Genomic DNA, 21,104 nt, shown 5'->3' with positions numbered 1-21,104 from the left:
AAATGATAATTTTAATAATGGGAGCTTCTCATACTGGAAAAACTAAACTTGCACAAACCCTACTTGAGAAATATAAGTATCCGTATTTATCTATTGATCATTTAAAAATGGGGCTTATACGAAGTGGGCATACCGAATTGACGGCTATGAGCAGTGATGAGGAATTAACAGATTTGTTATGGCCAATTGTTTCGGAAATGATAAAAACGGCTATTGAAAATAAGCAGAATTTTATTGTTGAAGGGTGCTATATTTCGTTTGACTGGAAAAAAGATTTTGAAAAAGAATATTTAGAAAATATAAGATGTATTTGTCTGGTTATGAGTAAAAATTACATTAATAAGCATTTTGATGATATAAAAAAACATGCAAATGTTGTTGAAAGTCGGATAGATGATAGTTATTGCACATTGGAAAGTGTTTTGAGAGATAATGACAAAGTGTTAAAATTATGTCAAATTCATAATATTGATTATACGCTTATTGATGATGGGTATCAATTTGATATTGAATTGTAAAAGTTTCAGGTGTATTTGATTTTTTATTGTGGTTTGAAATATTTAAACAAATTAATTGTGTTTGTGCTGGTGGAAAATGAGCAGGTGGATTATTTAATGGAATTGGAAATATAAAATGAGCATAGGTTAAAATTTTTCTAGCTTTTGCATTTAATATTGTGAAAAAATATGATAAAATATATTCAAAAGATGTGAAAAATATAGGTTAGTCAGAAATGTAGAAATGCTGAAGGAGGAAATGATGAAAATATTAATTGTAGGTGCTGGTGGAAGGGAGCATGCGATTGCCTGGAAACTTTCTCAAAATGAAAAGGTGGAGAAGATTTTTATAGCTCCAGGAAATGCCTGCGTAGAAATGCTGCCAAATGCAGAAAGTGTGAAATTAGGCTCAATTGATGAGTATATTTTGTTTGCAAGAGACAACAATGTGGAATTGACTGTTGTGGGAAGTGAGGAATTGCTTGTTCAAGGTATTGTGGATGAATTTCATAAAAATGGACTGAAAATATTTGGGCCTGATAAGAAGGCTGCGATTCTTGAGGGAAGTAAGGCTTATTCTAAGGATTTTATGAAAAGATACGGGATAAAGACGGCAGTTTATGAAATTTTTGATAATTCTGAAAAAGCTAAGGAATTTTTGAATAACTGGAAAGATTTTCCTGTGGTTATAAAGGCTAGCGGGCTTGCAGCTGGAAAAGGTGTTATTATTGCTCAAAATCTGAATGAGGCAATTAAGGCTGTGGAAGATATAATGGTTGATGAGAAATTTGGAAATGCTGGAAGTCAAGTTGTAATCGAAGAATTTCTGGATGGAGTGGAGGCTTCGATTTTATCGTTCACAGACAGCAAAATTATTGTGCCACTATTATCAGCAAAGGATCACAAAAAGATTGGAGAAGATGAAACTGGGTTAAATACAGGAGGAATGGGAGTTATCAGTCCAAATCCTTTTGTTACGGATGAAATTTTTGAAAAATTTAAGTCAGACATAATGGAGCCAACTTTGAAGGGAATGCAGGCCGAAGAAATGGATTTTGCGGGAGTGATTTTCTTTGGGCTAATGATTACGAAAAAGGGCGTTTATCTGCTTGAATACAATATGAGAATGGGAGATCCGGAAACTCAGGCGGTATTACCACTTCTTGAAAATGATTTACTTGAGTTAATAGAAAAATCTTTTGACAAAAAATTATCGGAAGTTAAAGTTAGCTGGAAACCATTACATTCATGCTGTGTAGTAGCCGCTGCTGGAGGTTATCCAGAAAGTTACAAAAAAGGCGATGAAATTACAGGAGTTCTTGACTTTAAAGAAACTGCTGACAACAAAGTGTTTATCTGTGGAGCAAAAGTTGAAGACGGAAAATTGTTGACAAATGGTGGAAGAGTATTAAATGCCGTAGCTTTGGGAAATACATTGGAAGAAGCACAGAAAAAGGCGTATAAACTTTTGAATAGTATAAATTTTAAGGGAATGTATTTTAGAAAAGATATTGGTGGAAGATTTTAATAAAAATTGAAAAAATATTAAATAATAATATGATAGAAAAGGCTGTTGTTTGGACAGTCTTTTTTTGAAAAAATTCATAGTCAATGCTAAATAACATTAGAAACTAGAAATATTCGCTATATAAATGGGGAATAGTATGAAATAAATAAAAAGTACACTTAAAGATATTTATTTATCCTCAAAGTGCACTTTTTTGTTTAAAAATTATTTATTTCCAAAAATATTTTCAATTAATAATTTTCATTTACTTTATATTTTAAAACTCTAGTTGCATTTAATACAGCAAGCAGGGCAACGCCAACATCGGCAAATACAGCTTCCCACATTGTTGCATCACCGAAAAGTCCTAGAAGCAGGACAATTAATTTTACAGCAAATGCTAAAGTAATGTTTTGCCAAACGATTGTTTTAGTTTTTTTGGCTATTTTCATAGCAGTTACTATTTTTGAAGGTTCGTCGTTCATTATTACAACATCGGCAGCTTCGATGGCGGCATCACTTCCGACACCTCCCATTGCGATTCCAATATCGGCTCTGGCAAGTACAGGAGCGTCATTTATTCCATCTCCGACAAATACAACTTTCCCTTTTTCACTTTTAGTCTTGTAAATTTCTTCCAGCTTTTCAACTTTCTCATTTGGAAGCAGTTCAGCAAACACTTTGTCAATTCCAAGTTTTTGGGCGATATTTTTACCAATTGCCTTGTTATCACCTGTTAGCATTACAATTTCTTTTATTCCATTAGCTTTCATTCCTTTGATTGCTTTTGGAGAATCTGCTTTTATTTCATCAGAAATCAGGATATTTCCGATATATTGTCCGTCAAATGCAATGTAAATTACGGTTCCTAAATTTTCTTTTTCAGTAAATTCAATATTTTCAGAGTTCATTAATTTGGAATTTCCAGCCAAGACTTGATGATTATTTATGTTAGCTTTTATTCCAAATCCTGAAATTTCTTCAAAATCTTTTACAATGCTTTCATCAGTTTTTGTAGCAGAATTTTCATATTCAGACACTATTGACTGGGCAATAGGGTGAGTAGAAAATTTTTCAATGTGTGCAGCATATTTTAATAATAAGGGTTGTGTCAAGTCAGTTTTATTATTTTCAAAATCATTTATTTTTACATTATTTTCAACGTTAATTTCAGTAACTTTGAATACACCTTTTGTTAAAGTTCCAGTCTTGTCCATAACGATACTTTCCACATCGTTCAATGCTTCCAGATAATTTGCACCTTTTACCAGAATTCCGTGTTTTGAAGCACCGCCAATTCCACCAAAAAATCCTAATGGAATAGAGATAATTAAAGCACATGGACAAGATACAACAAGGAATATTAAAGCACGGTAAATCCAGTCGGTAAATGTTGCACCTGAAATTAATAATGGAGGGAAAATTGCCATAATCAAGGCTGTAATTACAACTGCTGGAGTGTAATATTTTGCGAATTTTGTAATGAAATTTTCTGTCTTTGATTTTTTACTGCTTGCATTTTCCACCAAGTTAAGTATTTTAGAAACAGTTGATTCAGAAAATACCTTTGTAACTTCGATTTCTATAAGTCCAGTCTTATTTATAAATCCACTTAGGACGTTATCTCCTGTTTTTGCTTCACGTGGCAGTGATTCTCCTGTCAGGGCAGAAGTGTCAAAAGTTGAGCTTCCATTTATAATTTTTCCATCAAGAGCCACTTTTTCTCCTGGTTTTACCACGATAATGTCAGCAACTTTTATTTCTTCAGGATTTACTTTTTTTATTCCATCGTCAGTTTTTAAGTTTGCATAATCTGGACGAATATCCATTAATGCTATAATAGATTTTCTCGAATTATTAACTGCGATGCCTTGAAACAGTTCTCCAAGCTGATAAAACAGCATAACAGCCACACCTTCGGGATATTCTCCAATAGCAAATGCTCCAACTGTTGCAATTGCCATCAAAAAGTTTTCATCAAAAACTTGTCCTTTTAAAATATTTTTTAATGCAGAAAGCAATACATCGCCACCAATTATTAAATAACTTACTAAAAAAACAGCAAATTTAGGAATAAATAAAGGTTTTGGAATAAAAATTCCTAAAACAAATAAAATTCCGCCAATTAACAATTTTTTCTTAATCTTATCAGTATCTTCTTCTCCATGAGCGTGAGAGTGGCTGTGATCATGGGAGTGGGCATGGGCATGTGAATGGCTATGGCTGTGAGCATGAAGTTTTTTGGTAGAAATCTTTACTCCGTTCTCAATTTTATTCACTTCAGCCTGAATAAATTCTGCCAGCTCATCCTGTGAAAAATTCTCAGACTCCACAATAACCCTTTTCCCAAGAAAATCAACAGTAGCCGCCTTAATTCTCTCCAGCGTATTTAATTTACGTTCGATCTTAGCAGCACAGTTAGGGCAGTCTACCCCTTCAATAAACAGCGTACATTCATTAGTTTTCATGAGCCTAACCTCCGTTTTTTTTATTTATCAATTTTGTTTTATTTAAACATATGAACATCTATTCATATATAGTTTACTATATTTTATAATTATTGTCAACATATTTTTTGCATAATTTTAAAGTTATTTTATCAGGGTGTATTACAATATTTCAACAATTATTTTAATAAAAATTAAATGTTCTAATCAAAAAAAAAAAAATGAAAGGGTATTGTTAGAATGGTGTGATATAATTCATTAAATTTTATTATGAAAATTATATTATGATTTAATTTGATAAATATTGGAGTTATCATGATAAATTGTAAATATTATAGGAAAAATGAGTATTTTTTAACTAAAAAAATAATTTGATGTTTGAAGATATTAAGCGAAAAAACTAAAAATCAAATTTGAAAACAGCTTTTGTTTTACTAAACTTTAATATAATTTAAAATTTTGTAATAAAATAATTTTAATAAAAATAGGAGGTACTAAAATGAGATGTTATTTTTTTGAAAAAAATTCAAAAGTGCAAAATTATCTAGGAAAAGTAATGATGTTAGTAGCAGCTCTTATGATAAGCACGATTTCATTTGGAGTAAAATTGGGAACGGTAAAGGGACTTTCAAGATTGAGTAATTATAATAAACTTAAATATATTGATGTAAATGCTATAACAAATCTTCAGATAAGCAAAAATGGAGAAGTAATTAATCCTAGTACAAATTTTGCTGGAGTTGGAATTGCTAATCACAAAGGAAAGATAATAGGAGTTTACTTTTATAAAAATGGAAAACAGAATGGAAAAAGTTATGTTTACTATGATAATGGACAAGTTTATTTGGAAAATGAAATCAAGAATGAAAAATATGAAGGGGAAGGAAAGTCATACTATGATGATGGGCAACTACAATCAGCAAGAATTTATAAAGATGACATAATACTACTTTTAAAGAAATATAAACATGACGGAAGTTTAGATTTTACATATACTCAAACTTCTGGATATAATGGAATAATGACATATCATAAAAGAGAAGGAAATATTGAAACTGTAGAAAAAGTTGAGGCTTCATATAGAGAAAAAAATGAAGGACGTGTTTTAGTTGTATCAATTATATTTACTAAAAATGGGGCATTTCAAGTTTATAACAATAAAGGAAGATTGATTCGGGATGGAGTTTATAGAAATGATGAGATTGTAACTTCAAATAAAGTGGACAAATTTTCAGGATTTATTTTGCAGGATGGAACTTATAAAGTGAATGTTGAGAATAGAGACTACTTTTTCCAGACATTGAAGGATTTCAAAATGAAAGGATTAACTGAAGAATTTTATAAGGGAACTGTTGAACTTTTCGGGAGCAAGCCTTACTGTTCTTCAATAGGAATGTTATTTGTTCACTATCGTATATTTAAAGATGATCCTGTTACAGATATTATAGGCTCATATTTATTAAAAATATCCAGAGATGCCAAGAAAACTGCAAAGAAATATACTGAATTAAATGACAACGATTTTCTTGTGAAATACTACAAGACTAATTGCAAGGTTCCTTCTGAAAGCAAGTTAAGTTTTGTTGAAAACTTGGAAGTTTCTAAAGAATTTGAATCTAACAGGAATCCAAAAGAAATAAGGGAATTTTTTAAAAATCCTGTAATTAAGTAAGATAAATTATTTTTAAATTATGGTTTTTATAAATTAGAGACATATCATAAATAGTTAGGAACAATATTATTAAAATACAAATATTCAGAAAGGAAGTGTAAAACTTTATGAAAAAATTAGGAGTAGCAATTCTTATGCTTGCTTTTATAATATCTTGCGGCAATAAGAAAGATGAAACTGGAAATGGTAAAAATTCTGCAACTGCCAGCACAGTTAAACAGGAAAAAATACAAAATCCGCAAGGGCCGACGGTTGCGTTAAATCAGGCGGACTTTAAAATAGAGAATGATTTTATTTATTATCAGGGGAATATTTTTAATGGTAAAGTTATATTTGATAATAACGTTAAAAGTGGGTATATTTACGTAAGTAATGGGAAAATTGAAGGGGAAGCAGAAATAAACTATAAGTTAAGTGGAATAAAGAGAACTGAAGTTTATAAGCAAGGAAATCTGGTTAGTTTTTCTGTAACAGAAAATGGTATAACTACTGAAATTGGTTTGACTGCTGATTCTAATTCAAATTCATATATGTCAAAAAAGACTCCTGCCACAGTTAGTACAAAGTATGGAAAAAATTCGTATTTTATAAATCTTGAGAATGCGACTGGAAGAATGGAGATAAATGGGAAAATTTTTGATAATCTGAATGCGGATGTGGAAGAGGAAAATGTGCAGTCAATAAGTTCAATAATTTCCGAAAATGGCGGAAATTACAAGGTTAAGTATATTTATGATATAACGCAAGGAAAAATTCTTGAGAAAAAATATAAAATGGATTCTAAGAGTGATAAAAGCGAAGTATTGTCTGAAATACGGGAACTTGCTGATATTAATATGGAATTTAGCAATGGAATGAGAATGTTTGGAGAACTGCTTGATGCTTCGGTTGCAGCATCTCAAATGCCACAAAATGCCGCTGTAACTCCACAACCTGCTCCAGCTCCTGTAAATACAGCGACACAGCCTCAACCTGCTCCAACTGGACAAGACAGCGACTTGGAACTTTTGGACAGAGTATACGATGAAGTAATGCACAAAAATAATACAGCGATATTGAATACTTTTTCCAAAGAAAAGATAGGATATATAAGAAATACAATGTTTGCTAAAAAAGGGTATAAATTTAAAAATCCGAAATATGCAAGTTATTTTTCACAAAAAAGCTGGTATAGGGGCATATATGACAGTGATGAAATATTAAGCCCGGAAGAAAAAAGATTTGTTCTTATATTGAAAGAAAAAGAATAGTCGTAGCTTTTCAATTCAAATTTTAAAATAATTTTACTATATTTAGGAGGAAAAATGGATAATAATAAAAATATAAATGATACAGAGAACAATGCAAATAATTCTGTAGGAAACAACATAAATAATCAGAAGACAGGCAGTTTAATACAAGTTGGGGAAATAAAACTGCTGTTCTGGCTAAGTGCAATAATTTTTGGAGTGCTGGCATTTGTACTTGTGAAAATGTTCAGTATTTTTGGACAGATTGGTGGTGGAAATCTTGGCGGATTGCTGGGGGAAGCACAGGGGGCATATAATTCGCTAGGCTTGATAATTATTGTCCTTATTGTGTTTGGAGTTGCAAATATAATAAATATTGTTGCCGTATTTAAAATAAGAAGTGATGCGTTACAATCAAATGTTATAGGAAAAATGAAACTTCCGAATTATGCAAATCCGTTTAGGCTGGCAATCTGCCAATCTGGAATAATTATTTTGGTTATACTTGGAAAATTGGGAATTGCGGATATATTTGGAAATCTGATTATAGTTTTATATCTGGTTGGAATTTTAGGATGTCTTGTTTTTTCTTTGATGACATTGTTAAAAAATTATCCCATTGTATTTGATAAGACTGGTAATGCAGCTAGTGCGGCTAACAATGTGTCTGTTAGAAACAACACTGATAATTTTGCCAATACAGTTAATAATAAAAATGTTGAAAATAATATAAATAATGTTCAAAATGATATTCAAGGAAATGAAAATATTTCAGTTGCAAATAATCCTGCAAGTAATTTTAATAATAATTTACAAAAGGGATTTTTGGATAATCTTATGGCAAAAGATAATGCTGAAAATAAACTTTTCTTGAAAATAATATTCTGGTTAAGCGTTGTCGTGTCGGCTATGCTACTTTACGGCGGAATAAAAGCAAACGGATTAAATTCCAATGCAAAGGATTTTGCGGATAATGCCAGTTCAGGAAGTTTGGAAGGTATGTTTAATTCGGGAGTAAAAACTCTTGGAGAGGGAATGGGATTTTTGTCGCAGGCAAAAACGATGCAGGGGATAATGAACTTAATTATGATTGCCATAATTGCTGTTTCTGTACTGATTTACCTGAAAGCAAAAAAGGAAAATAATATTCAGAAATTAAAAAATCTGAATTATTACTTTATTGGCGGACTAATAATTTTTGGACTGCTGGAAATGTATTCAGTAAATGGCGTTATAAAGGCTCTTACTTCAATTTCAGGTGCATTTGGAGCATTGACAGGCTCAGCACCAAATTTTGGGCTGGTAAAAATTTCGATAGTTGGAACATTTATAGCAGCTCTAGGTTCAGCGGTAACCAATTATCTCTTTGTTTTTAAAGGGAAAAATATAGAAACTGACGATATAAAATCTGAGATTAATACAGGAATAGAAAAAATAAACGCATTGGATCCTGAAAAAAAGAAAAAATATAAAGCCATCGGATTGGGAGCTGTCGGATTAATTGCAATATATTATATATGTGCAAACTTTATATTCTTAAATACTTTTGATGCAAGCAAATACTATACAGTCCAAATTGACGGAGTTTCAGGAAAAGCTGTGGCGACAACAGTTGTAAATCCTAATTCTCCACTGGAAAAAATTGCAGGAACTGGTAAAAAGCCAAGCAAAACTGATGAATTTGCAGAATCTGGACAAGTTAATTTTGTATTTTCTCAGGCAGAAGGGCTAAAAAATGGGGATGTAGTAGACGTTACGGTAGAATACGACAAGGAAACAGCAAAACGTATGAAAATCCGTACAAAAAACACAAAATTCAAAGTAAAAGTTGAAGGGCTTCCAGAATACGCCACAGAAGTAAATCAAGTAAAAGACTTGAAAAATTATGTAACAAAAGTGGCACAAAAAGAACTTGAAAAGAAAGTGGAAGCAGACAAATACAATAACTTTAATTTATCAAATATATATTATAAGAAAAACGAAGATGGAAACTTGGAAATCAAATATTTCATTCAAAAAACTACAACTGGATTTTTTGCAGGCGAAAGTTTTGAAGCAATCGGAATAGGTAACATTGTTCTTGACAAAAATAAAAACATCGTTTCTTATGAAAATTTAAAGCCTAAGAATAGTTATGGCGGAGATCAGTACAATAATTTGGCTGAAGTGGAAGCAACAATGGCTTCGGAAGGGTTTACGATATTAAATTAATTTTATAAAAATAAAAATATATAAGAGAGGAAAGGGATTTTTTATGAAAAAAATGATTTTATTATTAGGAGTTATGCTAAGTTGTGTGGCATTTGCAGGATATGAACAGGATGTATTAAAAAAGATGACTCCGATAGAAAGAAAATTAAGAGCGGAAGCAGATAGCGAGCCATTGGGAATAGCAGTTGATATACTGGATAAATTGGATAAGTCCTGGAAAGCAGAAATGAATAAAATTTATAACTTGTATTCAAAAAAAGTTTCTGAGTCGGAAAGAAAAAAACTTGCACTAGAACAAAAAAATGTAGAAAAAAAGGTTGTTAATCTTGATAAGGAAAGAATAGAATCAAAAGGTTTTGGAAATGGTGCAATTATAGAGTTTCTTAATGACACAACAGAAATTTATAAAAATAGAACTCTTGAGTTGGCAAAAAGATATGATAAATTAAATAAAAAATAATATCACAGAAAGGAGAATGTTGTGCCTGAAAACTTTATTTTAAATATTTTTAACAAATATTTGAACTTTTTGATTTCAAATTATTTTTCAATAATGGAATTTTCTATAATAACAAAAATTATTGTACTGGCTATTATTGCGTTATATTTTTATGGGATAGTTGAATCAATTAAATTTAAACCTATTGAAGGCGTTACAAAGGGGAAAGTCTGGATTACTTATGCTATGCTTTATGGACTTTTTGGTATAGCTGTTGGGATATTTTTATTTTTTGTTGCAGGAGCTGTATATATAGTTGCATATATTATTCTTGGAGAATTTGCCAGATTAAATTGGCCGTTTAGAGATATAGGGTGTGTAGTAATATTATCTTCATCTTTATTTGGAAGTTATAGTATTTTTATGGTACAAACTGAAGAGTATTTAACTGATAAAAAAAATATTGGAAGAGAAGAAGCTACAACTACAAAAAAATATATACTTTTACTTTTGAAAATGATTGGAACAGCAGTTTTAATAGTGGTTGCATTACCATTAGCATTGATGGGGGTAGCACTTTATTTCTTATTTAAATTTTTAGGAATTACAAGTTTTTATATACGAGATAAACAAGATAGCGAAACTCTAAGTACGTATGAACTGCAAAGAAATAGAGGTGTGCATCCTGATAGAAGAATAATTACTGAAAAAGAAGCAAAAGAAATTAAAGAAAGGCAAGAAGCTAAAAGAAAAAATTTTGAGTAAAAATAAATTTTTAGAGTAGAATAAAAAAATATAATTATAAAGCAAAGAACGAAAGGGATTTTTTATGAAAAAAAGACTAATTTTAACAACATTATTAATGCTGTTTGCAGTAACAATCCCAGCAAAGGCAGATTTTTGGAAAAAATTAAAAAATGCAATAACTGGAACTGGATCAAGCAATTCATCATCTTCATCAAATAGTTCTGGGAAAAGTGGTGGAACTAGGGGGTATTTAATAACAGATGAATATGGAACTAAAATCATTGTAAATCCTTTTGATAAAAATGATTATCAATATGAAAAGGATATATATTCGAGAGAAAGAAATGCTATATATAAACATAGAGATTTGCAAGGAACAGGAACTAAAGTAAATTATATAGAGTGCAGAATAATACCAGGAGGATTTTTATATGAAATAGGACGTAGGTCATTTTATGGATATGTCGAATTTCCAGTATATGAAATTATAGATTTTATCGATAAGCGATATGTACTTGGATGTTTTTCAAGAGATAAATCAGGTAAAGAAAAGGAAATTAGCGGTGACATATATTTAGATCATAATTTAGCTATGCATATTTGGGATAATCAACTGACAGTAACTACGTTGGCAATGAAAAACGGAAAGGCAGAAAATGGAAACTTTGCATGGTTTGATTCAACAAATCCTGAAGCTGAAATCTTTATTAATGGGAAAAAATTTAATTAACTTTAAACTTTCGTATTATAAAAAATAATATTTTTAGGACAAATCTTTTGACATTGGAGGATTATTGGGGAATCTAGTGTTAGAAAGGTTTGTCTTTTTGATTTTTATGAAAATTAATATTGACTTTTTATAATTTAATGTATATACTATATATATACGGATAAAGGAGGGATTTTTATGACATTATCGACAACTATTTCCAAATGGGGAAACGGACAGGGAATAAGACTTCCCAAAACTCTTATGGAACTTTTGGAATGGGAAAATAATGATAAATTAGAAATTATTGTGGAAGAAGGTAACATAAAAATCAGAAAAGCTGAAAATAAAAGAAAAAGAAAAAGCATAGAAGAGCTTTTTGCAAATTATGAAGGAGAGTATAAAGCTCAGGAAATAGATTGGGGAGAACCAAAAGGGGAGGAAATATGGTAAAACAGGGAGATATTATAAAAATAAATTTTAATCCACAAGCAGGACATGAGCAGGCTGGTTATCGTCCTGCTCTTGTAGTAAGTAATAATTTTTTTAACGAAAAGACAAATTTAACTATTTTATGTCCTATTACAAATACAGAAAGTGATTTTCCACTTCATGTAGGTTTAGATGAACGTACAACTACAACAGGATTTATTATGTGCCAGCATATAAAGGCACTTGATATAAATGCAAGGCCATATAAATTTGTTGAATCAGTTCCTGAAGATATTTTGGAGAATGTAATTGATATTATTTTTTCTGAAATTGAGATTTGTTAAAGAATTAAATAAAAATTTTTATATGATATAACACATAAAAATTGAAAAGGAGTGAAGAAAATGAGTAGATATTTTAGAGATTCTTTGAATGAACAGTTAAAAGATGAAGAATTTAGAAAAGAATATGAGAGTCTTGAGGCTGAATTTCAGATTATAAGAGAAATTATTGTGGCAAGAAAAGATAAAAATATTACGCAGAAAGAATTGTCGGATTTGACGGGGATAACTCAGGGAGATATAAGTAAAATAGAGAATGGAAATGCTAATCCTTCATTAAAAACATTGAAAAAGCTGGCAGCTGCATTTGGTAAAAAGTTAGTAATTTCATTTGAATAATTTTAATTTACAAAGGCACATTTTACAAATATCAGGCATTACTAAAAGGCATAATCACTAATAAGAAAAAAGCATTTGAAATTATAAGGGATATTTGTTAAAATCTGGGTGTAAATGTAGTGAAAATTATTGAGAGACAGTTTGATGGATTATTTAGATAATTTAAAATATAAAATAAACAATGACATTGATTCAATCGAAGATAAAATTTTAAGAAGATTATTTAAAAAATTAATGATGGAAATATTGGATTCAAAAGAAATAGAATTAAAAAAGTACAATTCGTAGATTTATTGCTAACAGTGTGGATTTTAATAGTTTAGATATTAAAATAAGTGATAAAATTCTCAAAAATAATAATTTATATTTTAAAACTGGACAACAGTAATTTACTAAAAATATTTTAATTAATAATAATTTTAGGAGGGAAAAGATGGCATTAGAAAAGGTAAATTCGCCAGAGGATTTGAAAAAATTGAATAAAGAAGAATTGGCTGTACTGGCTCAGGATATTAGGGAGGCAATGCTTCACAGAGTTAGTAATAAAGGGGGACATGTGGGGCCTGACTTTGGAGCAGTTGAGTTAATAATTGCGTTGCACAAGGTGTTTAATTCGCCTGTTGATAAATTTGTGTTTGATGTTTCGCATCAATGTTATCCACATAAAATTATTACTGGGAGAAAATTTGGATTTTTAGATTTGGATAAGTATTCGGAAGTTTCGGGGTATACCAATCAAGATGAAAGTGAGCATGATTTCTTTAAAGTAGGGCATACTTCAACATCTGTGAGCTTGGCTACTGGACTTGCTAAAGCGAGAGATTTACGAAGTGCAAAAGAAAATATAATTGCAATTATTGGGGATGGTTCTCTTAGTGGCGGTGAGGCATTCGAAGGGCTTAATGTGGCTTCTGAACTTGGTACAAATATGATTATTATTGCAAATGACAATGATATGTCGATTGCTGAAAATCACGGAGGGCTTTACAAAAATTTAAGAGAATTAAGAGAAAGTAATGGACAGGCTCAAAATAATTATTTTAAATCGTTGGGGCTTGACTATGTTTATGTGGATAAAGGAAATGATTTGGACGCTCTGATAGAAGTTTTTGAAAGGGTAAAAGACATTAACCATCCGATAGTCGTTCACGTGCATACTCAAAAAGGAAAAGGGCTGTCTTACGCTGAAAAGGATAAGGAAACTTGGCACTATGGAATGCCTTTTGATCCAAAAACAGGAGAAAGCAAAGTAAATTATTCTGGCGGGTTAAGTAACGATACTGCTGAATTTCTGATGGATAAAATGGAAAGAGATTCGACAGTAGCTGTTGTAACTTCTGGAACACCGACTGTTTTAGGATTTACAAAGGATAGAAGAGAAAAATTTGCAAAACAGTTTATTGATGTTGGAATTGCAGAAGAGCAGGCTGTGGCGATGATTTCAGGAATGGCTAAAAATGGCGGAAAACCAATATACGGAGTTTTCAGTACATTTATTCAAAGAACTTATGATCAGCTTTCACAAGATTTGGCAATAAATAATAATCCAGCTACCATTCTTATTTTCGGTGGGGGACTAGGCGGAATGAGCGATGTAACTCATTTATGCTGGTTTGATATCTCATTAGTGTCAAATATTCCAAACATCGTATTCCTAGCTCCAACAAGCAAGGAAGAATACTTCGCAATGTTAGAATGGTCAATCGAATACAAAGGACACCCAGTTGCGATAAGAGTGCCATCTCAATTGTCAGAAGATACAGGGAACGTACAAAAAGATTTTAGCGACTTAAATAAATATCTTGTTACTGAAAAAGGAAAAGACGTGGCAATTTTAGGGTTAGGTAACTTTTACAAATTAGGAAAAGAAGTAAAAGAGCTTTTAAAAGAAAATGGAATCAATGCAACATTAATTAACCCAAGATATGCCTCAGGGCTTGATGAAACATTGTTAAACGAATTAAAAGCGGAACACAAATTAGTTATTACATTGGAAGATGGTGTAATTGACGGTGGATTTGGAGAAAAAATTGCGAGATTTTATGGAACTTCTGATATGAAAGTGTTAAATTATGGTATTAAGAAAGAATTTACTGATAGAGTGGCTCCAGATGTGGCGTTTAAAAGTAATAGATTAACAAAAGAGCAGATTGCACAGGATATTTTAAACATTGTAAAATAATTAATTTAAAATTTATGTAAAATAAAATCAGGAATGAACTTAAAAATTAAATTGCGTTCCTGATTTTTTGCTTATTAATAAGTGTAACTCTCTTCACTAACTGGATGAAGATCAGTTTCCCATTGTTCCGGTTTAGGAGTCATAATGAAATTCGGATTATGATAACTTTTAATATATTCTGCAGCACGATTTTCACAATACTTATAGTTTAAGACTTTTCCTTCTGAATCTACCTCTAAATTGTTCATAAAGATAGCAAAAGCGAGTTCTCCGCAACTAGGTTCTTCTTTCACGGTTGATAAATAATCAATTCCCTCAAGAATATCATAACCTAAAGTTCCATTAAAAGCCAATATGAAAATTGTCTTACTGCTCCTTTTTATAGTTAGTCTTTCTTAAATATTCTATTTCATAATTCTTAATACAAGCTTTTCCTTCGCATCCTTCAAAATCTCATTAATTTCATTTTTTGAAATATTATTTGTCAAGATGATGTAGTAACTTTCAATTTGATTTATTAGCTCAAATGGTGAATTTTCTATGTCAAAGTCATCAGAAACTCTTATGTAGTAAGAATTTTTTATTGTGTTTGAGTCTACAATTTCAAATACTTTTGTAGAATTAAAGAAATAATCTGATTCAATGTGATTTCTTGTTACAATTTTTACGATGTCTGCCACTACAGCTGAGGCAGTTGGATCCATTCCCGCCCCTTTTCCATAGAATAAAGTCTTGTCTGTGTAAGAACCTGTTGTTTCTATTGCGTTGTAAACATCGTCAACTTTTGCTAAAATTTCACTATTTGGAATTAATGTTGGCTCTACTGAAATTTGTGCTGATGTTTCAGACAATAATTTTGAGCTTGCTATTAATTTTATTGTTGAGTTTAGATGGTTTGCTGAGAAGATGTCAACAGTGCTGATTTCTCTTATTCCTGATAATTGCATATCTTTAAACTTGATTGAACCTCCGTAGGCAAGTGAGGCAAGGATGTTGATTTTATGTCCCGCATCAATTCCATCCACGTCAAATGTAGGATTAGCTTCTGCATAACCTTTCTCAGAGGCAATTTTTAATGCTTCATCAAATGACAAGTTGTCCTCTTTCATTTTTGTTAAAATATAGTTTGAAGTTCCGTTCATAATTCCACGAATTTCAGTAACTGTATTTGCAACCAGACTTTCCATTAAAGGTGTTACAATAGGGATTCCTCCACCAACAGCAGCTTCAAACAGGAATGATACGCCATTTTGTTTTGCACGTTGGAATAATTCCACTCCGTATTTTGCGATTAAAGCCTTGTTTGCTGTAACAACGCTTTTTTTAGCTTCAAAGGCCTCGATAATTATTTGTTTTGCGATAGTTTCTCCACCGATTAGCTCCACAACAATCTTGATTTCAGGATCGTTTAAGATTTTCTTATAGTCGTTTATAAGGATTGATTTGTCAAAATCAAAAGAAAAATCACGGTTAATGTTTAAATCACAGGCATATTTTACTTTAATATCGGCTCTTGATTTTTCAAAAATGCTTTCCTTTTCGTTTGTTAATACTTTAAGAACTCCCTCTCCGACAGTTCCCAATCCAATAATTCCTATTTTCATACTTTTTAAAGTCCTCCCTTTCGGTTATCTGTTTTTTGTTTTATTTTTTGTCCTTTTCATTCTTCATTAATCATCAATTTCGATAAATCTTTTGTGAAGTGCAGTTACAGCCTTATCTATATCTTTTTCATGAATAATGCACGAAACATTAATTTCAGAGCAAGAAATCATATCAATGTTTATGTTATTTTCAGCAAGGATGTCAAAAATTTCAGATGTAGTTTCATAATGGCTTTTTAATCCGATTCCAACGACAGAAACCTTTGCGATTTTTTCTTCAAAAGAAACACCTTCCGCTCCAATTTTTTCCTTTATTTGCTCTGAAATGGCAACAGCTTCCTTCAAGTCGTCGCTTTTTACAGTAAATGAAATGTTATTTAATTCTTTATTTCTGCTTGAACTTTGTAAAATTATGTCAGTATTGATTTTTTCCTTTGCCAGTCTGGAAAATACTTTTGCAGCGATTCCTGGTTTGTCAGGCACTCCAAAAAGTGTGATTTTTCCTTCGTTTTTAGAAGATGTGATACCTGCGATTTTTACTTTTTCCATAGCTTCTCCTTTTGTGTCAATGTTTTGATTTCCTATTTCATCAAATCCCTCTTCCCTTTGGACAATCGTTCCTGTAGAATCATCAAATGATGAACGTAAATGTATCTTTATACCGTATTTGGCAGCAATTTCGACTGATCTTGGATGAAGCACTTTTGCCCCTGAGGCAGCCAGTTCCAACATTTCCTGATATGAAATTGTTTTTAGCTTTCTTGCATTTTTTACAATTCTCGGATCAGCCGTGTAAACTCCGTCAACATCGGTGTAAATTTCCACTTCATCAGCATTAAGAGCCGCTCCCAATGCAACAGCGGTTGTATCAGAACCACCACGTCCAAGCGTAGTAATCTCATTATTTTCTGTAATTCCCTGAAATCCGGCAAATACCACTACATTTCCCTCATCCAGCTTTTCCTGTATAATTTGTGTATCAATGTCAATAATTTTAGCCTTTGTATGCACAGATGTTGTTTTAAAATTAACTTGAAAAGCATTTAATGAAACTGCCTTTTCGCCTAAATCAGCAATCGCAATCGCAAGTGATGCAATAGAAATCTGCTCTCCTGATGTCAAAAGCATATCAAATTCACGTTTGTTTGGGGAAGCTGACAATTCATACGCCCTTTTTATCAATGCGTCAGTCCGTCCAGCTGGAGCAGACACAACAACTATTACATCATGTCCAGCTTTTTTATACTTTACAACTCGTTTTGCGACTTCTTTTACACGTGTTGCATCAGCAACGGAAGTTCCACCATATTTTTGTATAATTAAAGCCATTTTACCTCCTATTTCATTTAAACATATTTCAATATTTTTACAAGCAAAGAATAACATATTCTAAATAAAAAAGCAAGGCAATTTAATATATTTGTTATTCTTCTACAAAGGTTTTTAAAAAATTAGGCGAAATATTTTGGGATTTATTAAAAACAATATAAGTAAAAATAAATTGAAAAAATAAAATAAATATGGTACTATTTAGTAGGTAAGATATAGTTGATATTTTTTTTTAAAATAATTCAAGTATATTTTAATTTACTTTATTTTTAAAGTAAAATCAGGAGGAATGTTATGAAGAATAAAAAGAAATTGATAATTATAACTTCAATTCTGGCAGTAGGAATCCCATTGCTAGCTATTGGAACACAAACAATCTTAAGAAAAGTGAGGGATGATTACTACAAAAATCAAAAGGAGCAGATTGAAGCGGAAAAAGCTAGGGAAAAGGAAGAAAAGGCAAGAAAACTGGCTGAAGAAAAAGCCGAACGCGAAAGATTGCTCCAGCAGGAAAAAGCCGAACGTGAAAAAATGTTAATTGAAGAAAAAACAGAAAAAAAACAGCAGGCTATTGAGCGAAAAGAAACAAAGGCAAAGGACAAACAAAAAGTACGAATAACAAACACAGCACCGGTATATGAACCGCCAGCGCCAACTGTAAAACGTGAATTGACACCCGAGGAAATGAAAAGAGCAAAAAAAGCATTAAAAGCAGCAAGAGCAAGTTATTTTAGCGGAAATAAAGTAGCTAAGCCAGCAAAGACTCCCAAAAGTACAGATAAAATCACAATAAAATCTGACAGTAAAGGAAATGTCGAAGCTGTAAGGCATACAAAAGAGCAAAATGACAAGGCTCAAAAAATCTTAAAAGAAATACGGGAAAGTTATTATAAAGATAAAAGTAAAAAATAAAAAAATCAAATGGCTCAGAAATGAGTCATTTTTTCTAACATTTGAAATTTATCTTTACCAAAAAAATCAAAATAAACGAAAAAGCAAATGTTATCAGAAACAATTTATGACATAAAGCTGACATATTGTCAAGCCAAGTGCAGCGAAAAATAAAAATAATATGAAAAAATTGAAAAAAAGACTTGCAAAATTTTTAAAAATGTATTATTATGTTGTTAGCACTTAAATGTGCAGAGTGCTAAAAAATTTAAATTAAAAATGTAAACAGGAGGAAAAAATGATAATTAAACCATTGGGAGAAAGAGTTTTAATAAAACAGACAGAGCAGGAAGAAGTTACAAAAAGTGGAATTGTATTGCCAGGGACAGCTTCAAAGGAAAAACCAATAATTGGAGAAGTTTTAGCCGTTGGTTCAAAAATTGAGGAAGTTAAAGTAGGGGATAAAGTAATTTTTGAGAAATATTCTGGAACGGAAGTTAAGGATGGAGAAGAAAGTTACTTAATCTTAGAAAAAGACAATGTTTTGGCAATTGTTGAATAATAAAAAATATAAAATTATGTAAATAAAAGAATTTCGCAATAAATATTTACAAAAATTTGGATAATTTTAAAAGCGATAATACAAAAATTCAATAAATATAGTTTTTTTATATTAAAATTTAACCAAAGAAAATTGTAGAAATTAATATTATAAAAATATTGTAATTAATAGAAAGTTTAAAATTCTACAATAAAAAAATTACAAAATTTAGAAGGAGAAAATTAAAAATGGGAAAAATAATAAAATTTAATGAAGATGCGAGAAAAGCACTTGAAGTGGGAGTAGACACACTAGCTGACGCCGTAAAAATTACACTTGGGCCAAAAGGAAGAAATGTAGTCTTAGACAGAGGATTTGGAGCACCAATGATTACAAATGATGGTGTTACAATTGCAAAAGAAATCGAACTTAAAGATCCAATTGAAAATCTTGGGGCACAGATTGTAAAGGAAGTAGCTACAAAATCAAATGATGTGGCAGGAGATGGGACAACTACTGCAACTGTACTGGCACAGGCTTTAATCAAAGAAGGGCTAAAAATGGTAGCTTCTGGAGCAAATCCTGTATTTATAAGACGTGGAATGGAATTTGCTTCTAAAAAAGTTATTGAAGAGCTTACAAAAAGAGCTAAAAAAGTGGAATCAAATGAAGAAATCGCACAAGTTGGAGCAATTTCAGCAGGAGATGCGGAAATAGGGCAGCTAATCGCTCAGGCTATGGAAAAAGTTGGAGAATCTGGAGTTATTACTGTTGAAGAAGCACGTTCTTTGGATACAACTTTGGAAGTTGTGGAAGGAATGCAGTTTGACAACGGATATTTATCGCCTTACATGGTTTCAGATTCTGAAAGAATGGTTGTGGAAATGGACAATCCATTTATTTTAATCACAGATAAAAAAGTTTCAAATATGAAGGAATTATTGCCAATCTTGGAAAAAACAGTGGAATTAGGACGTCCAATGCTTATAATTGCTGAAGATGTAGAAGGGGAAGCACTTGCTACTCTTGTTGTAAATAAACTTCGTGGAACATTGAATATTGCCGCTGTAAAGGCTCCTGCGTTTGGGGACAGAAGAAAGGCTATGTTACAGGATATTGCGATTTTGACAGGTGGAGAAGTTATTTCTGAAGAAAAAGGAATCAAATTGGAAACTGCTGACATCAATTTCTTGGGGCAAGCTAAAAAAGTTAGAATTACTAAAGATAACACAGTTATTGTTGACGGACTTGGAGAAAAAGATGAAATTCAGGCAAGAATTGGACAAATTAAAAATTCAATTGCTGAGACAACTTCTGATTATGACAGGGAAAAATTACAGGAAAGACTTGCCAAATTAGCTGGGGGAGTAGCTGTAATTAAAGTTGGGGCTGCAACTGAAACTGAAATGAAGGAAAGAAAATTGAGAATTGAAGATGCCTTGAATGCGACAAAAGCAGCTGTGGAAGAAGGAATTGTGCCTGGAGGAGGAACAATCTTGATTCAAATTGCAAAAGCTATCGAAGACTTCAAATTGGAAGGCGAAGAAGGGCTTGGAGTGGAAATCGTGAAAAAAGCATTATCTGCACCGCTTAGACAAATTGTTATCAATGCGGGAATTGACGCAGGTGTTGTAATTGAAAAAGTAAAAAATTCTGAAAATGGAACGGGATTTGACGCCGCAAAAGAAGAATATGTAGATATGGTAAAAGCTGGAATCATCGATCCTGCCAAAGTAACACGTTCTGCAATCCAAAACGCAGTATCAGTATCATCAGTATTATTGACAACTGAAGTTGCTGTTGGAAATGAAAAGGAAGAAGCTCCAGCTGGTGGAATGCCAGGTGGAATGGGAATGCCAGGAATGATGTAATAATTTAGGTATTTTCTAAAATAAAAATAATAAAAAATATTTTTGGAAACAGGAAAAAGAATAAATATAAATTAAACAGAGGTAGCGACTAAACTACCTCTTTTCTATTTTTCTTA

20 protein-coding genes are annotated in these 21,104 nt (G+C 31.5%); 16 read left to right on the top strand and 4 right to left on the bottom strand.

What is annotated here, in order from left to right; translation table 11 throughout:
- Nucleotides 1-2: 2 nt before the first annotated feature.
- Both K324_RS0111880 and purD read left to right on the top strand, forming a co-directional pair.
- Entirely contained in the window at nucleotides 3-518 is a 516-nt protein-coding gene (locus K324_RS0111880; protein ID WP_026749324.1) for a zeta toxin family protein, read from the top strand.
- 241 nt (nucleotides 519-759) lie between these two features.
- Nucleotides 760-2,025, top strand: coding sequence for a phosphoribosylamine--glycine ligase (gene purD, locus K324_RS0111875; protein ID WP_026749323.1), 1,266 nt, complete (start codon nucleotides 760-762; stop codon nucleotides 2,023-2,025).
- 230 nt (nucleotides 2,026-2,255) lie between these two features.
- On the opposite strand, the gene K324_RS0111870 is transcribed toward purD, so the two are convergent.
- Nucleotides 2,256-4,472 (bottom strand): heavy metal translocating P-type ATPase, encoded by a 2,217-nt coding sequence (locus K324_RS0111870; protein WP_026749322.1) that lies wholly within the window; start codon nucleotides 4,470-4,472, stop codon nucleotides 2,256-2,258.
- A gap of 478 nt (nucleotides 4,473-4,950) precedes the next feature.
- Between K324_RS0111870 and K324_RS0111865 the strand changes: the two genes are divergently transcribed.
- The 11 genes from K324_RS0111865 to K324_RS0111815 all read left to right on the top strand — a co-directional run bounded on the left by K324_RS0111865 (nucleotide 4,951) and on the right by K324_RS0111815 (nucleotide 14,752).
- On the top strand, nucleotides 4,951-6,123 hold the full coding sequence (locus K324_RS0111865) for a toxin-antitoxin system YwqK family antitoxin (RefSeq protein WP_026749321.1): 1,173 nt from the start codon (nucleotides 4,951-4,953) through the stop codon (nucleotides 6,121-6,123).
- Between the two features lie 107 nt (nucleotides 6,124-6,230).
- Nucleotides 6,231-7,373: a YARHG domain-containing protein gene (locus tag K324_RS15295; protein WP_051354462.1), complete on the top strand. Its 1,143-nt coding sequence runs from the start codon at nucleotides 6,231-6,233 to the stop codon at nucleotides 7,371-7,373.
- A gap of 54 nt (nucleotides 7,374-7,427) precedes the next feature.
- A complete protein-coding gene (locus K324_RS0111855; RefSeq protein WP_026749320.1) occupies nucleotides 7,428-9,563 on the top strand; it encodes a hypothetical protein in 2,136 nt (711 codons plus the stop codon).
- 43 nt (nucleotides 9,564-9,606) lie between these two features.
- Nucleotides 9,607-10,023: a hypothetical protein gene (locus tag K324_RS0111850; protein ID WP_026749319.1), complete on the top strand. Its 417-nt coding sequence runs from the start codon at nucleotides 9,607-9,609 to the stop codon at nucleotides 10,021-10,023.
- A gap of 21 nt (nucleotides 10,024-10,044) precedes the next feature.
- A complete protein-coding gene (locus K324_RS0111845; protein ID WP_026749318.1) occupies nucleotides 10,045-10,767 on the top strand; it encodes a hypothetical protein in 723 nt (240 codons plus the stop codon).
- 64 nt (nucleotides 10,768-10,831) lie between these two features.
- Nucleotides 10,832-11,479 carry a hypothetical protein gene (locus K324_RS0111840; protein ID WP_026749317.1) on the top strand — a complete coding sequence of 216 codons (648 nt, stop codon included), beginning with the start codon at nucleotides 10,832-10,834 and terminating at the stop codon, nucleotides 11,477-11,479.
- 177 nt (nucleotides 11,480-11,656) lie between these two features.
- Nucleotides 11,657-11,911 (top strand): AbrB/MazE/SpoVT family DNA-binding domain-containing protein, encoded by a 255-nt coding sequence (locus tag K324_RS0111835; RefSeq protein ID WP_026749316.1) that lies wholly within the window; start codon nucleotides 11,657-11,659, stop codon nucleotides 11,909-11,911.
- Nucleotides 11,905-12,234 carry a type II toxin-antitoxin system PemK/MazF family toxin gene (locus K324_RS0111830; protein ID WP_026749315.1) on the top strand — a complete coding sequence of 110 codons (330 nt, stop codon included), beginning with the start codon at nucleotides 11,905-11,907 and terminating at the stop codon, nucleotides 12,232-12,234. Before K324_RS0111835 ends, K324_RS0111830 begins: the two co-directional genes overlap by 7 nt.
- A gap of 60 nt (nucleotides 12,235-12,294) precedes the next feature.
- The gene (locus K324_RS0111825) at nucleotides 12,295-12,570 is read left to right on the top strand and encodes a helix-turn-helix domain-containing protein (protein WP_026749314.1); all 276 of its coding nucleotides are present in this window, start codon (nucleotides 12,295-12,297) and stop codon (nucleotides 12,568-12,570) included.
- 144 nt (nucleotides 12,571-12,714) lie between these two features.
- Entirely contained in the window at nucleotides 12,715-12,858 is a 144-nt protein-coding gene (locus K324_RS15880) for a hypothetical protein (RefSeq protein ID WP_155282881.1), read from the top strand.
- Between the two features lie 145 nt (nucleotides 12,859-13,003).
- Nucleotides 13,004-14,752 carry a 1-deoxy-D-xylulose-5-phosphate synthase gene (locus K324_RS0111815; RefSeq protein WP_026749313.1) on the top strand — a complete coding sequence of 583 codons (1,749 nt, stop codon included), beginning with the start codon at nucleotides 13,004-13,006 and terminating at the stop codon, nucleotides 14,750-14,752.
- A gap of 74 nt (nucleotides 14,753-14,826) precedes the next feature.
- Here K324_RS0111815 and K324_RS14910 read toward each other — a convergent pair whose 3' ends face one another.
- The 3 genes from K324_RS14910 to K324_RS0111800 form a co-directional block, all read right to left on the bottom strand.
- Entirely contained in the window at nucleotides 14,827-15,105 is a 279-nt protein-coding gene (locus K324_RS14910; protein ID WP_197738417.1) for a DUF7677 family protein, read from the bottom strand.
- 51 nt (nucleotides 15,106-15,156) lie between these two features.
- Nucleotides 15,157-16,356, bottom strand: coding sequence for a homoserine dehydrogenase (locus tag K324_RS0111805; RefSeq protein WP_026749312.1), 1,200 nt, complete (start codon nucleotides 16,354-16,356; stop codon nucleotides 15,157-15,159).
- 66 nt (nucleotides 16,357-16,422) lie between these two features.
- A complete protein-coding gene (locus K324_RS0111800; protein WP_026749311.1) occupies nucleotides 16,423-17,685 on the bottom strand; it encodes an aspartate kinase in 1,263 nt (420 codons plus the stop codon).
- Between the two features lie 294 nt (nucleotides 17,686-17,979).
- Between K324_RS0111800 and K324_RS0111795 the strand changes: the two genes are divergently transcribed.
- From K324_RS0111795 to groL, 3 genes are all read left to right on the top strand, one after another.
- Nucleotides 17,980-18,597 carry a hypothetical protein gene (locus K324_RS0111795; RefSeq protein WP_026749310.1) on the top strand — a complete coding sequence of 206 codons (618 nt, stop codon included), beginning with the start codon at nucleotides 17,980-17,982 and terminating at the stop codon, nucleotides 18,595-18,597.
- 277 nt (nucleotides 18,598-18,874) lie between these two features.
- The gene (locus tag K324_RS0111790) at nucleotides 18,875-19,138 is read left to right on the top strand and encodes a co-chaperone GroES (RefSeq protein WP_021745275.1); all 264 of its coding nucleotides are present in this window, start codon (nucleotides 18,875-18,877) and stop codon (nucleotides 19,136-19,138) included.
- A gap of 227 nt (nucleotides 19,139-19,365) precedes the next feature.
- Nucleotides 19,366-20,988, top strand: a complete 1,623-nt coding sequence (gene groL / locus K324_RS0111785; RefSeq protein ID WP_026749309.1) for a chaperonin GroEL — start codon at nucleotides 19,366-19,368, stop codon at nucleotides 20,986-20,988.
- The last annotated feature ends 116 nt before the right edge of the window (nucleotides 20,989-21,104 follow it).

This window comes from Leptotrichia trevisanii DSM 22070 (assembly GCF_000482505.1).
GTDB lineage: Bacteria > Fusobacteriota > Fusobacteriia > Fusobacteriales > Leptotrichiaceae > Leptotrichia > Leptotrichia trevisanii.
Note: the sequence above shows the minus strand (reverse complement) of the source record. Positions and strands in the feature narration are given on the sequence as shown.